The organism is Schumannella soli, assembly GCF_006517435.1.
Classification (GTDB): Bacteria; Actinomycetota; Actinomycetes; order Actinomycetales; family Microbacteriaceae; genus Schumannella; species Schumannella soli.
The window spans coordinates 457,874-471,204 of sequence record NZ_VHQG01000001.1; the positions used below are offsets into that span (position 1 = coordinate 457,874).

16 protein-coding genes are annotated in these 13,331 nt (G+C 71.2%); 6 read left to right on the top strand and 10 right to left on the bottom strand.

Features of this window, described 5'->3' with window-relative positions:
* The 4 genes from FJ657_RS02205 (at position 1) to FJ657_RS02220 (ending at position 3,759) form a co-directional block, all read left to right on the top strand.
* A complete protein-coding gene (locus FJ657_RS02205; RefSeq protein WP_255447084.1) occupies positions 1–750 on the top strand; it encodes a glycosyltransferase family 2 protein in 750 nt (249 codons plus the stop codon).
* Positions 747–1,826, top strand: coding sequence for an acyl-CoA dehydrogenase family protein (locus tag FJ657_RS02210; RefSeq protein WP_255447085.1), 1,080 nt, complete (start codon positions 747–749; stop codon positions 1,824–1,826). Before FJ657_RS02205 ends, FJ657_RS02210 begins: the two co-directional genes overlap by 4 nt.
* Positions 1,823–3,205: a bifunctional PIG-L family deacetylase/class I SAM-dependent methyltransferase gene (locus FJ657_RS02215; RefSeq protein ID WP_141162044.1), complete on the top strand. Its 1,383-nt coding sequence runs from the start codon at positions 1,823–1,825 to the stop codon at positions 3,203–3,205. The genes FJ657_RS02210 and FJ657_RS02215 overlap by 4 nt, the downstream gene beginning before the upstream one ends.
* An 80-nt stretch (positions 3,206–3,285) precedes the next feature.
* Positions 3,286–3,759, top strand: a complete 474-nt coding sequence (locus FJ657_RS02220; protein ID WP_141162045.1) for a hypothetical protein — start codon at positions 3,286–3,288, stop codon at positions 3,757–3,759.
* A gap of 44 nt (positions 3,760–3,803) precedes the next feature.
* On the opposite strand, the gene FJ657_RS02225 is transcribed toward FJ657_RS02220, so the two are convergent.
* The 10 genes from FJ657_RS02225 to FJ657_RS02270 all read right to left on the bottom strand — a co-directional run bounded on the left by FJ657_RS02225 (position 3,804) and on the right by FJ657_RS02270 (position 9,576).
* Positions 3,804–4,025, bottom strand: a complete 222-nt coding sequence (locus tag FJ657_RS02225; protein WP_141162046.1) for a hypothetical protein — start codon at positions 4,023–4,025, stop codon at positions 3,804–3,806.
* Positions 4,025–4,990: an LLM class F420-dependent oxidoreductase gene (locus tag FJ657_RS02230; protein ID WP_141162047.1), complete on the bottom strand. Its 966-nt coding sequence runs from the start codon at positions 4,988–4,990 to the stop codon at positions 4,025–4,027. The genes FJ657_RS02225 and FJ657_RS02230 overlap by 1 nt, the downstream gene beginning before the upstream one ends.
* 394 nt (positions 4,991–5,384) lie before the next feature.
* Positions 5,385–5,654, bottom strand: coding sequence for a GlsB/YeaQ/YmgE family stress response membrane protein (locus FJ657_RS02235; RefSeq protein ID WP_141162048.1), 270 nt, complete (start codon positions 5,652–5,654; stop codon positions 5,385–5,387).
* Positions 5,655–5,685: 31 nt separating this feature from the next.
* Complete coding sequence (locus tag FJ657_RS02240; protein WP_141162049.1) at positions 5,686–6,093, bottom strand: hypothetical protein; 408 nt, start codon at positions 6,091–6,093, stop codon at positions 5,686–5,688.
* Entirely contained in the window at positions 6,090–6,338 is a 249-nt protein-coding gene (locus tag FJ657_RS02245; RefSeq protein ID WP_141162050.1) for a hypothetical protein, read from the bottom strand. Before FJ657_RS02245 ends, FJ657_RS02240 begins: the two co-directional genes overlap by 4 nt.
* Positions 6,335–6,529: a hypothetical protein gene (locus FJ657_RS02250; RefSeq protein WP_141162051.1), complete on the bottom strand. Its 195-nt coding sequence runs from the start codon at positions 6,527–6,529 to the stop codon at positions 6,335–6,337. Before FJ657_RS02250 ends, FJ657_RS02245 begins: the two co-directional genes overlap by 4 nt.
* Positions 6,530–6,596: 67 nt before the next feature.
* Positions 6,597–7,109, bottom strand: coding sequence for a MarR family winged helix-turn-helix transcriptional regulator (locus FJ657_RS02255; RefSeq protein ID WP_181408831.1), 513 nt, complete (start codon positions 7,107–7,109; stop codon positions 6,597–6,599).
* A 107-nt stretch (positions 7,110–7,216) separates the two neighbouring features.
* Entirely contained in the window at positions 7,217–7,780 is a 564-nt protein-coding gene (locus FJ657_RS02260) for a MarR family winged helix-turn-helix transcriptional regulator (RefSeq protein WP_255447086.1), read from the bottom strand.
* Positions 7,781–7,848: 68 nt separating this feature from the next.
* A complete protein-coding gene (locus FJ657_RS02265) occupies positions 7,849–8,928 on the bottom strand; it encodes a spore photoproduct lyase family protein (protein ID WP_141162053.1) in 1,080 nt (359 codons plus the stop codon).
* 48 nt (positions 8,929–8,976) lie between these two features.
* Positions 8,977–9,576, bottom strand: a complete 600-nt coding sequence (locus FJ657_RS02270; RefSeq protein WP_255447087.1) for a TetR/AcrR family transcriptional regulator — start codon at positions 9,574–9,576, stop codon at positions 8,977–8,979.
* A gap of 132 nt (positions 9,577–9,708) precedes the next feature.
* Between FJ657_RS02270 and FJ657_RS02275 the strand changes: the two genes are divergently transcribed.
* Positions 9,709–12,141 (top strand): MMPL family transporter, encoded by a 2,433-nt coding sequence (locus FJ657_RS02275; RefSeq protein WP_141162055.1) that lies wholly within the window; start codon positions 9,709–9,711, stop codon positions 12,139–12,141.
* Between the two features lie 64 nt (positions 12,142–12,205).
* Positions 12,206–13,210, top strand: coding sequence for a Gfo/Idh/MocA family protein (locus FJ657_RS02280; RefSeq protein WP_141162056.1), 1,005 nt, complete (start codon positions 12,206–12,208; stop codon positions 13,208–13,210).
* The last annotated feature ends 121 nt before the right edge of the window (positions 13,211–13,331 follow it).

Here is a 13,331-nt window from a genome sequence, read left to right on the forward strand (position 1 = left end):
GTGAGTGAGGTGGGGACTGCGCTCGTCGTCATCCCCGCGCGTGACGAAGCCGCCCGCGTCGAGCGCTGTCTGGGGTCGGTGCGCGCGGCGATCGCGTTCGCGTCGGCGCGCAGGCCGGGGCTGGATGCACGCCTGCTGCTGGTCGCCGATCTCTGCCGCGACGACACCGCCGAGCTCGCCCGCGGTCTCGGCGCGGACGTGCTCGAGGTGGCGGTCGGCAACGTCGGATTCGCACGCCGCGTCGGGGTGGAGCGTCTGCTCCTCACCGGGGATCCGACTCCGCGCCACACCACCTGGATCGCGATGACCGACGCCGACAGCGTCGTGCCGTTCGGCTGGCTCGACGCGCAGCTCGATCTCGCCGACGCCGGGGCCGATGTGGTGGTCGGCACCGTCCGGCCCGAGTTCGACGAGCTGTCGCCGCGGCAGCGGTCGGCCTGGCTCGCCACGCACACGCCCGGCGTCGCCAACGGTCACGTGCACGGCGCGAATCTCGGAGTGCGGGCGTCGACCTATCTGGCGACCGGCGGTTTCGACCCCCTGCTCGTCGGCGAGGATGTGGAGCTGGTCGAGGCGGCGCGGCGCCGCGGAGCTCGCGTGGTCGCGACCGCGGACGCCGAGGTGCTGACCTCGGGGCGCCGGGATGCGCGGGCGCCCCGCGGTTATTCCGCCTACCTGGCCGGACTCGAGAACCTGACCCTGGTGTCACCGCATCTCGATGACCCCGATCTCGAGGAGGCAGCGGGATGAGGCCGGTGCTGCTCGACGACGTCGAACTGCTCGCCGGCGACATCGGCGAGGGGGCCGAGGAGGCGATAGCCCCAGCGCCGCCGCTCGTGAGCGCGGCCGCGGTCGCCGACGTGTCGACGGTCGATACCGCGCTCGACACCGCACGCCGCCTCGCCGCCGAGGACACGCGAGCTGGCACCGGCCGCACGGCCGAGCTCTGGTCCGCCCTCGCGACGCTCGCCGCCCGGGATCTGGAGGCAGCGCGCGCAGTCGAACCGCACCTCGACGCCGTCGGCATCCTGCGCGATGCCGGCTGGGATCTCGACCGTATCGAGGGGATCGGCCGCACCTGGGGCGTCTACGCGTCCGAAGCTCCGGGGGCCACCGTCGCGGCGAGCCGATCGGCCGACGGCTCGTGGACGCTCGACGGCGTCAAGCCGTGGTGCTCCCTCGCCGGCACGGTCGACGCCGCGCTGATCACCGCCCCCGACAACGACGGCGAGCGCCGTCTGTTCGCGGTGCGGCTGGATCCCGACCACGCGCTCGCCGACCACTCCGGCTGGCGGGCACGCGGTCTCGCCGGCATCCCGAGCGGCCCGCTCACGCTGACCGATGCTCCGGCCGAGCCCGTCGGCGAGCCGGGCTGGTACCTGCGCCGCGACGGCTTCCGCTGGGGCGGGATCGGTGTCGCGGCCTGCTGGTTCGGCGGCGCCGTGGCACTGGGTCGGTCGGTCGCGGATGCTGCGCGCCGCCATCCCGATCCCGGCGCGATCCGCGAGATGCAGGTCGGCGCGGTCGACGAGGCGCTCGAATCCGCGCGAGCGGTGCTGCTCGACGCCGCGCGGCAGGTGGATGCCGGTCGCGCCGTCGGCGAGCGCGGCGCGCTGATCGCCGCCCGCGCCCGCGGCGTCGTCGCCCGCGCGGTCGATGAGGTGCTGCTGCGCGCCGGCCACGCCCTCGGCCCCGCGCCGCTCGCTCTCGACGACGAGCACAGCCGCCGCGTCGCCGACCTGCAGCTCTACGTGCGCCAGCATCACGCCGAGAACGACCAGGCCTCACTCGGGCGTCGCATCCTGCGCGGACCGGAGGCGCGATGACCGGGTTCGATATCCATGCGCCGGGAACATCGTCGGAGGAGTGGGAGCAGCGGTTCCGAGAAGCGCCGCCGCGGCCGCTCGCCTGGCACGACGCGACCGAGCTCATCGTCGTCGCGGCGCATCCCGACGACGAGACGCTGGGATGCGCCGGCCTCATCTTCGAGGCGGCGCACCGGGCGATGCCCGTGCACGTGGTGATCGTCACCGACGGCGAGAGCAGTCATCCCGGATCCTCGAGCACCACGCGCGACGAGCTCCGCGCTCGCCGCCGCGAGGAGTCGGCGGCGGCGCTGTCGATCCTCGCCCCCGGCTCGCGCGTCGAGTGGATCGGCGCTCCCGATGGGGCCGCGGAGAACGGCACGGCGGAGCTGACCGCCGCGCTGGACCGGCTGCTGGATGCGGCGGCGCTGCCGCTCGTCGCCTCGGTCTGGTCGGGCGACCGGCATCACGACCACCGGGTCGTCGGCGACCTCGTCGAGCAGATCGCGCAGCGTCACGGCGCGCGTCACCTCGCGTTCCCGATCTGGGCGTGGCACTGGGCGGACCCGGCCGGCGACGCTCTTCTGACGGCGGCGCTGCGGTCGCTCGAGCTGACACCCGAGACCCGCGCGGCGAAGCGGCTCGCCATCACTCAGCACCGATCCCAGACTGACCCGCTGTCGGCGGATCCCGCCGACCGCGCCGTGCTCGAACCGCACGTGCTCGAGCACTTCGACCGCGGCGCCGAGGTGTTCATCGAGGTCGAAAGTACGGTCGACAAGGCAGGGGCACCGCGCGAAGCGGTCGCCCGCGAGTACTTCGACGACAAGTACCACCGCAAGCGCGACCCGTGGGGGTTCGAGACGCGCTGGTACGAACGCCGCAAGCGGGCATTGACGCTCGCGATGCTGACGGCTCCCCGCTACGGCCGCGTGCTCGAGCTCGGCTGCGCTCTCGGAACCCTCACCCGCGAGCTCGCCGAACGCGCGGATGCCGTGCTCGCCACCGACATCGCTCCCGAGGCGGTCGCGCGGGCGCTAGAGACAGTCGCCGGGCATCCGCACGTCGAGGTGATCGAGCACGACCTGGCCGAGGGACTGCCCGCCGGGCGCTTCGATCTCATCGTGCTGAGCGAGATCGGCTACTACCTCGATGCGGCTTCACTCACGAGCGTCGCCGTGCAGCTGTCCGACGCGCTGTCAGACGACGGCGAACTCCTCCTCTGCCACTGGCGCGCGGACGTCGGCGAGCACCGGCTCGGCGGCGACGACGTGCACGACATCGTCCGAACGGCATCGGGGCTGAGCAGCGTGAGCCGGGTCGATGATCCGGATGCCCTCATCGAGGTGCTGCGCCGTGATCCGCTCTCGGTCGCCCAGCGGGAGGGTCTGCGCGACTGAGTGATGGGCGGATGCTACGCGCGGCTTCCGCCGACCACGAGGGGGTGCCGGTGCCGAACGGGCGCGCCTAGCGTCGACTCATGAGCATCGAGAACCCTGCCGACGACGGCCCCGACGCAGCCCACCTCCGGCCGAGCGGTGTGGATGACGCGACCATCGCCGCGCTCGGCAAGCTCTCCGAGGCTCTCGAGGTCGTCGAGCAGGCGCGGGGCCAGCTCTACGCCTTCCACCGGCTGACCGGGCGGGCGGATCTCTCGCTGGGCGACGCGGTCGAGCAGCTGCGCGCGGCGGGCCACGTCGAGCTCGCCGAGGGGATCGAGCGTGAACTCGTCGGCCGCAACGTCATCGAGGGTCGCTGGACGTTCCAGATCGTCGAGGACTACGACGACGGCTATCGGGCTGCGTTCCGCCAGTGGGAGCAGATCGCGCGCGACCAGCTGGTCGGCGGTCGACGTCATCTCGCGGAGGCCGAGATGAAGGAGCAGCGCCGCACGCACGGGGCTCGACACCATGAGGCGCGACCCCGCGAGGCAGGCACGGCCGGCGCCGACTGACGCCCGGCGAGCGCGCGCGACCCGCGCCCGCGTCCACCGCAGCGTCAGTCCATGTCGTCGGCGGTCGCCACCCGGTTTCCGTCCACTAGCGATTCGGGGCGCCGCTCTGAGGGGGTCTGCGGCGGCCGCTCATCCTCGGGCACCTCGACGTCCGCCGCGGTGCCCGCACCGCCGGCGTCGCTCGTCGGGGCCAGCGCGCCATCGTCGGTCACGGCCGGCTCGACCGGAGCATTCGAAGGGCGGCCGTCGGCGACGTGCTTCCCCATCACAGGCTCCGCAGCTTCTCGAGCAGCGGGCCGGCGGCTTCGTCGAGGAAGCGCTGCTGTCCTTCGTCGCCGACCTGCACGAAGGCGAGGTCGGTGAACCCGGCCTCGAGGAACGGGCGGACGCTCTCGGCGAGCTCGTCGAGGTCGGGGCCGCAGGCGATCGCCGAGGCCACATCCTCTTCGCGCACGAACTGGGATGCGGCGGCGAAGCCGGCCGGAGTGGGCAGGTCGGCGTTGACGGCCCAGCCGCCGCCGAACCAGCGGAACTGCGCGTGCGCCTGCTCGATCGCCTTCTGCTTGTCGGGGCCCCAGCAGATCGGGATCTGCCCGATCACGCGGGCAGGGTCGCCGTGCCCTTTCTTCCAGGCGTTCACGACGTCGGCATCCGGCTGCACCTGGATGAGGTGGTCGGCCAAGTCGGCGAAGGCATCCACCGACTTCTGCCCCGACACCGCGACGGCGATCGGCACGCCGTCGTCGGGCAGGTCCCAGATGCGCGCCGAGTCGACGCGGAAGTACTGCCCGTCATAGGTGACGAGGTCGCCGGAGTGCAGCTCGTGGATGATCTCGAGGGCCTCCTCGAGCATGTCGTGGCGCGCATCCACCGCCGGCCAGCCCTCGCCGACGACGTGCTCGTTGAGGTTCTCCCCCGACCCGAGTCCCAGCGTGAAGCGCCCTTCGGCGAGCAGCTGCAGGGTCGCCGACTTCTGGGCGACGACCGCCGGGTGGTAGCGCACGGTCGGGCAGGTGACGTAGGTCATCAGCTCGACGCGCTCGGTCGCCTGCGCAACGGCCCCGAGCACGGTCCAGGCGTAGGGCGCGTGCCCCTGCTCGGTGAGCCACGGCGAGTAGTGGTCGCTCGACACCTCGAAGTCGAACCCCACCTGCTCGGCGGCCTGCGCGTAGCGCACGAGCTCGCGCGGCCCGCTCTGCTCGGTCATCAGCGTGTAGCCCCAGTTCGTCATGCGGGCGACGCTACGAGCGGCACGGAGGGGCGAGCGGATGCGTGCGGTCGCCTCCCAGCGGATGGCCGGGCGGCGCGAAGGCGCGGGCCGGGGCACCTCGCGGTGGAGACGCCGAGTCAAGCCCTGGAACTCCGCCCGCGCGCGCACCAGAATCCAGCTCAGGCGGCGCGGCACGTGCCTCGTTCCCGCTCGGGCGTCATGCAGCGCTCGTCCCGGTGTCGCCGGCCAGCGGCGCCGGGACACGACTCGACCGGCGCCCTCGAGAGGCACGCCGGTCGACTCGTCGGTGTCACTCAGAAGCGGGTTGCTGTCGCACCCGCCTCGGCCGCGAGGAGCTCGTGGAGTTCGATGGGCTCGGTGGGCGGCAGCGTGCTGTCCGCGTCGAATCCGGTCATCAGGCGCGGGCGCCCTTGCGGCCGGTGATGAGGCCGTAGACCAGCAGCACGACGATGGCGCCGACGATCGCGGCGATCCAGGCGCTGAGCGAGAAGAAGCTGGTGTAGACGTTCGCGTCGAAGAAGCCGGCGATCCAGCCGCCGACCATCGCGCCGATGACGCCGAGCACGAGGGTGAGCAGGATGCCGCCGGGCTGCTTGCCGGGCAGGATCAGCTTGGCGATGGCTCCGGCGATGAGACCGAGGATGAGGAAGGCGATGAAGCTCATGGGAAGGGGGTCCTTTCGTGCGGGGTGATGATCAGCTGGCGGCCGCGAGCGGCTCGGCGCTGATCGACGCCGGCTGGGGCTGGCCGACGAGTGCGTGGGCGGTGTCGTCGTAACCGCGGAGGATGCCGATCTGCTGCAGCTTGAGCAGCCGTTCGGTGAGTCGGTCGAGGTAGGCGGCGTCGGCCGGGACGTGGGCGCCGTTGCCGAGCTGAACCGGGATCGTGTTGCCGACGTGGTCGGCGTCGATGATCGACAGCTGGATGCGCTCGAACAGCTCGATGACCTGGCCGACCTTCTGGTTCCAGCCGTGGAAGTTCTCGGTGTTGCCGGCGAGGAGTTCGGCGCGATCGCGGAGGGCTTCGAGCCGGAGAGCGGCGATCGACAGGTTGCCGAAGGCGCACATCATGGTGCGGTCGGCGGAGGGGCGGCGGGCGTTCATGATGCTGCTTCGTTCTTCGAGTGGACGGATGCGACGGCCTGCGTCGCGGCGTTGTGGCTGATGAAGACGCCGAGCGGGCGGTTGAGCTCATCGCGGGCGTCGAAGCCGCGCGCGATGCGCTGGACGAGGCCGGCGTGGGCGGAGGTCGCTCCGACCCCGGTGGTCGCGACCCAGAGCGTGGGGTCGACGCGGTGCCAGCGCAGCGTGGCGGCGCTCGTGGTCGAGGGCGCGTCGAGGAGCGTCACCAGCCCACCACCAGAGCGAATCCGGCGGCGGACGCGGCGAATGCAGCGAGGCCGGCGAAGCTCGCGGTGGCGAGCAGGGCGCGGTCACGACGGCGATGCGTCGGGATGAGCGACGGAGTTTCAGCGACCCGGTTCACGTGCGCGGCCAGAGCGACCGGTTCGGCGGCGGGACGGGTGACGGTGAGAGTCATGGTGTCCTTTCGACACCGCGACTCTAAAACTAGCTAGATGAACTAGTCAAGTCTCTCGCTCGGCTAACTAGTTGATCGGTGAAGAAGAATCTCGCTCGGCGTCCATCACATCCAGCTCATCGACGAGGGCGCGCAGGAAGAGGGCGACCGCGTCGGTGTGCTCGAGCGGGATGCGACTGACCGCGTTCGCGACGGCATGCTCGAGCGGACTGTCGGCATCGTCCTGGTTCGGGACGATGAGCTTCTTGCGAGCATCGTCGGGGTGCGGCTCGCGACGGACGAGGCCGCGTGCCTCGAGGCGATCGATGATCGCGACACCCGAGGGCGATGAGACGCCGAGGTAGTTCGTCACATCGGTGCTGGTCGCGGGAATCCCCTGCCGGCGCCGTTCGTAGAGGAACGAGAGCGCGGCCTGATCGGTGACGCCGAGTCCGGGGGCGGCGATGTTGCGACGCAGGTACTGCCCATAGGCACGGAGCAGAGCATTGGCGTCCACGGCGACGGCAGCTGTCGCCGCCGCGCGGACGACGTCGATCGACGTCTCGTCGCCCGACTGCGGGTCTCGAAGTGTGTCGCTCATACCCTCTCCGCTCGCTCCGGATGAATGGATTATCGGGTACCGACAGATACCTCGACAACTCATCCATCCCGCGCCCAGGGGCGAGTCGGATGACGCCCAGGCCCGGGTCAGTCGGAAGCTGAGCTCCCAGCGCTGTCCTCGTCGTTCATCTGCCGTACCACGTCGCGCAGCTCTCGATCCAGGTCATCGGTGTCGGCGACGGCGTGGATCATGCCACTGAGGAAGCGTGCGACGACCTCCAGGTCGCCGTCGCCGAGTTCATCGGTGATCTGCACCATCCGCTGGTGCATGCGCCCCAAGGTCTGCCGCACCTCGGCGTCGGTCTCCACGGTCGGCACGATGATCTGCATGCGCCGATCGGTGGGATGCGGCGCGCGGGCGATGTGATTGCCGCGCTCCAGCCGGTCGACGAGTGCGGTCGTCGACGCGGAGCTGATGCTGAGCAGGCGCCCGAGATCCCGTGCCGTCATCGACCGCCCCTCGCGCTCGGCCCGCAGCAGGTAGCGCAGCGCGAGGAGGTCGGTCTCGCCCATGCCCATCGAGTCACGTGTGCGGCGGCGCATCTCGGCCTCGGCCTGACGGTACTGGCGCATCAGATTCAGCACATCGACGCTGCTCGGCCGTCGATCCGCTCCGTACCAGTAGCCGGAGCTCGCGCGATCATCAGACACGGTGCCGATCCTAGGGACGGCTGAGCACACTGCCTCGCTCGGCTAGTTACCCGTCGGTCTAGCGGACGTCAGAAGGCGTAGCGCACGCGGAGCCAGGGCGCCCTCCGAGCGAGCAGATCGAGGAAGTCCGCGACGTAGACCCGCTTGTCGCGCCAGCGATAGCGCACGTTCGTCTGACCGTTCTGCGAGATCTTCGGCTCCTGCAGCTCCGGTCGCCAGAGCAGCTCCTCGGCGCGGGGGTGCCAGCCGAGATTGACCTCGTGCAGCGGCTCGTTGTGGGTCAGGAAGATGACTTCGCCGGCGAGGCGGTCGCGCACCCGGGCCGGCACCGCCTCCGCGATCTGATCCAGCAGCTCAGCCCAGCGTTCGAGCCAGCCGGGCTCGACGATGACCGGGCTGAAGTTCAGATGCACCTCGTAACCGGCATCCGCGAAGTCGGCGATGGCCGCGATGCGCTCGGGGATCGGCGAGGTGCGGATGTCGACGAGCTTGGCGGTCTCGGCCGGCATGAGCGAGAAGCGGATGCGCGTCGACCCCGCGGGATCCCAGTCGAGCAGGTCGCGGTTGACGAACTTCGTCGCGAACGACGCCTTCGCATTCGGCAGTGTGCGGAACTGCTCGACCAGATCGCGCACGTTGTCGCTGATCAGCGCATCCGCACTGCAGTCGCCGTTCTCGCCGAGGTCATAGACCCAGCGATCGGGGTCGCACTGGTTCGGTTCGGTCTTCGGTCCGAGCTTCGCCGCGTGCCGTGCGATCGCGGCCTGGATGCGCTCGATGTTCGTGAAGACGGTGATCGGGTTCGAATATCCCTTGCGGCGCGGCACGTAGCAGTAGGCGCAGGCCATCGCGCACCCGTTCGAGTGCGAAGGGGCGATGAAATCGGCCGAGCGCCCGTTCGGCCGCACCGTGAGCGACTTCTTCTCGCCCAGCACGAGCGCCTCCGATTTGATCCGCACCCAGCGGCGCACGTTGCGCTCGTCGCCATGCAGCTCGGGGATGCGCCAGTGGCTGTCGACACCCACCAGGTCGGCGTCGGGCCAGCGATCGATGATCTCGCGACCGCGCGGCGAATTCGCCGCCGCCTCCTCGGCATAGATCCGCGAGATCTGCAGAAGCGGACGCCGCGGCCGCTGCTCGTCCCCCACCGGTCGATCGTCGCATCGACCTGCGACATCGGCGCGGCGGCGCTCGAGTCAGCCGACGATCGCGGCGACCAGCCTCGAGACCGCCTCGCGGTCGCCTCCGGTGCGGCTGAGCGCGCGCAGGATGACCGCTCCGACGAGCAGTTCGGCGATCTCGGCGACCGGCGCCGAGGTCGCGAGCTCCCCCGCCGCCACGGCGGAACGCAGCCGGTCGGTGACCGACGCCTCCCCGGAGCCCGCACCCTCCCCGGCGATGCGCTCGCGCAGCCGTCGCCCGATGTCGGCGTTGTCGGCCGCCGCCGCGATGAGGGAGCGCAGCAGTCCTTCGCCCTCGGGCCCGGCGAGCATGCCGAACACCTCGCCGAGCCAGGTGGCGAGGTCGGCGCGCAGATCGCCGGTGTCGGGGATGTGGAAGCGCTCGCCGAGCAGCCGGTCTTCGAGCACGGCCTCGGCGACGAGATCGCCCTTCGAGCGCCACCACCGGTAGATGGTCTGCTTGCCCACGCCCGCGGCGGCCGCGATCCCCTCGATCGTGAGGTGCTCGTAGCCGCGCCGCGCGAACTCGCTCGCGGTGGCATCCAGGATGGCGAGCCGGGCGTTCTCGCTGCGCACCCGACCGCCGCGGCGGGTCTCGACGGGCTCGGCGGTCACCCGCACAGGGTAGTGCGCACGAATCGAGACGTTGCGTATTGTTGACGCGTCGCCACCGTCGCCGACCGATGCCCCGCGCATCCCCCACCGCAGCACCCGGACGCCTCGCGTCCGCACCCGAGAGGACCGACGTTGGCCGAACTGCTCTACCGGCTGGGCGTCTTCAGCGCCCGCCGCGCGAAGACCGTGATCCTGGCCTGGATCGTCATCGTCGCGATCGTCGGCGGCGGCTTCGCCCTCGGCTTCCGCGGCCTCAGCTCGAGCTTCGACATCCCCGGCACGCGCTCCGGCGCCGTGCTCGAGCAGCTGCAGAAGAAGCTGCCCGACTTCAGCGGCGCCTCCGGATCGGTGGTGTTCGCCACCGACGACGGCTCTGCGCTCACGGCCGAGCAGCAGAAGCAGATCTCCGCGCGCATCGCCGACGCCGACGGCCTCCCCGACGTCAACTCGGTCGTCGACCCCTTCGCGACCGAAGCCCAGCGCGCCGACCGCCAGAAGCAGGTCGACGACGGGTCAGCGCAGCTGGATGCGGCGCGCACCCAGCTCGAGCAGGGCCAGGCCCAGCTCGACGCCGCGAAGGCGCAGCTCACCGCGGCCGGACTGCCCACGACGGCGCTCGACGCGAAGCAGAAGGAGCTCGACGAGGGCGCGGCCGAGCTGACGGCGCAGCAGAAGCAGCTCGACGACGGCGCCCACCTGCTCGAGCTGGCCGACGGCATCCGCCAGGTCGCGTCCGACGGGTCGGCCGCCGTCGCCACCGTGTCGTTCACGCTGCCCCGACTCGAGCTGCCCGAGACCGCCAAGCAGGCCGTGGTGAAGCACTTCGATGCGAAGAAGATCGACGGCGTCACCGTCTCGTACTCGACCGAGATCTCTCAGGGCGTGCCGCAGATCCTCGGCCTCGGTGAGGCGATCGGCGTCGTGATCGCCGCGATTGTGCTCATCGTGATGCTCGGGTCGCTGCTGGCCGCGAGCTTCCCGATCGTGACCGCGATCGCGGGCGTCGCGATCGCCTCCCTGGGCACGCTCGCCTTCTCGGGCGTGGTGCAGATGGCTTCGGTCACGCCGGTGCTCGGCGTCATGCTCGGGCTCGCGGTCGGCATCGACTACGCCCTGTTCATCATCAACCGGCACCGTCGCCAGCTGCTCGAGGGCGCCGAGGTGCGCGAGTCGATCGGACTCGCGAACGGCACCGCCGGCAACGCGGTCGTCTTCGCCGGCTCCACGGTCGTCGTCGCACTGCTCGCTCTCAACATCACGGGCATCCCGTTCCTCGGACTGATGGGCACCGCCGGCGCGATCGCCGTCGTCATCGCCGTGCTCATCGCGATCTCACTCACCCCGGCGCTGCTCGGCCTCGCCGGAACCCGCGTGCTCGGCCGACGCGGCCGCCGTCAGCTCGCCGCCTCGAGCGAGCGTCGTCGCGCCGATGCCGGCGTGAAGCCGATGTCGACCCTGCGCGCGGTGGTGACCGCGGTGCTGGCCGTCGCCGCGCTGCTCGTGATCGCCATCCCCTCGTTCTCGATGCGCCTCGGACTGCCCGACGGCGGATCGGAGCCCGCCGGATCGGCCGCGCGCGTCGCCTTCGACACGCAGGCGAAGCAGTTCGGCGCCGGCGCGAACAGCGCCCTGCTGGTGACCGCCGACCTGCCCGCCGACCAGGACGACAGCGAGCAGCTCGACTCGCAGCTGCAGATCGCCGAGGCACTGGCGAAGGTCGACGATGTCGCCGCGGTCGCGCCCATCGCGGTCTCCGACGACGGCCGGCTCGGCGCCTTCCAGGTGCTGCCCGACCACGGACCGAACGCCGTCTCGACCGAGAAGCTCGTGCGCGAGCTGCGCGGGCTCGACCCGATCGGCACCGGCGACCTCGGGGTGGCCGGGCAGGCTGCGAGCAACATCGACATCTCCGAGAGCCTCGGCGCGGTGCTGCCGATCTATCTCGTGGTCGTCATCGGGCTGTCGCTGATCATCATGATCGGCGTGTTCCGCTCGCTGCTCGTGCCGATCATCGCCACCGGCGGCTTCGTGCTGTCGCTGCTCGCGAACTACGGCGCGATCGTCGCCGTGTTCCAGTGGGGCTGGCTGAGCGACCTGTTCCACGTGACGCCCGGCCCGATCCTCAGCTTCCTGCCGGTGATCCTGGTCGGCATCCTCTTCGGCCTGGCGATGGACTACCAGCTCTTCCTGTCGTCGGGGATGCGCGAGGCCTACGTGCACGGCAGCCCGGCCCGGCTCGCGGTCGCCCAGGGCTTCCGCGCCGGCCGCAGCGTCGTGATCGCGGCCGGCATCATCATGGTCGCCGTGTTCTCGGGCTTCATCGGCTCGGAGTCGACCATCATCCGCTCACTCGGATTCGGACTCGCCTTCGGCGTGCTGCTCGACGCCTTCGTCGTGCGCCTGCTGCTCATGCCGGCGCTCATGCACCTGCTCGGCCGGGCGGCGTGGTGGTTCCCGCGCTGGCTCGACCGCATCGTGCCCGATGTCGATGTCGAGGGCGCCGCCCTCGAACGACGTCACCACGTGGAGGCCGAGGCGATGCCGACCGCCCACGCCGCCGGCTGACCCGCTACCGAGATCCGGCTCGTGCGAGCGTGACTGCCCGCACGAGCCGTGATATCGATATCGCGTGATCGAGACCGCCGTCCCCGTCGCGCCGCCGCTCCGGATCGGGATCCTCGGGGCCGCGGCCATCGCCCCGACCGCGATCATCACTCCAGCCCGCGAGCGCGACGACGTCATCGTCGCGGCGGTCGCCGCGGCGCGGCCCGGTGCGGCGCAGGCGTTCGCTCGGACGCACGGAGTGGCCGCATCCCACGCGGACTACGACAGCCTGCTCAGCCGCGACGACATCGACCTGATCTACATCGCCACGGCGGCGGCCTCGCACGGCGAGCTGACGTGCGCGGCGCTGGAGGCCGGGCACCACGTGCTCGTCGAGAAACCGGCCGCGATGACGGGCGAGGAGGCCGCGCGGATGACGGCGACGGCGCGGCGAGCGGGTCGCCGCCTCATCGAGGCGTTCCACTACGCGCACCATCCGATGTTCCGGGCGATGCTCGACGCCGTGCACGGCGGAGATCTCGGCGAGCTCGTCGAGCTGCGCGCCGAGGTGCATGATCCCCGGCCGTTCGCCACGGGCTCGGTGCTGCACGAGCTGGGACTCGGCGGGGGCGCCCTGCGGCACGCCGGCTGCTATCCGCTGCATGCGATGCGCCAGCTCGCCGGCGCCGAGCCGGCGGTGCGGTCGGCGACGAGCACACTCAACCCGACGGGCACCGACACCGCCACCACGGCCGAGCTGTCGTTCGGCGACGTCGCGGCGACCTTCGTGGCATCGTTCGGCGACGACGGGCGGGTAGGCAACCGGCTCGTCGCGATCGGCACGCGCGGCCGGCTCGAAGTCGAGAACTTCATCGCCCCGCACCTCGGGGCGTCGCTCGCCGTCGTGACCGCGGACGGGCGACGACGCGAGGTCGCGATCGCCGGGGCCACTTCGTACTCCCATCAGCTGGATGCGGTGGTCCACGCGATCGCGAGCGGCGAGGCGGTGCGCACGGAGGGGTCGGACATCGTGGCGAACGCGGCGGCGATCGAGGCGATCCTGAACGCCGCCGGAATCCACGCAGGATGAGATGTTGTGCGCGATCGAGCGCGATGACAGGATTCTGGTAACGATACCAACGCCGGGAGGCACCGTGACGAAGCCGTCGCTCATCGCAGCACGACCCTGGGACCACGAAGACGCGCGAGCG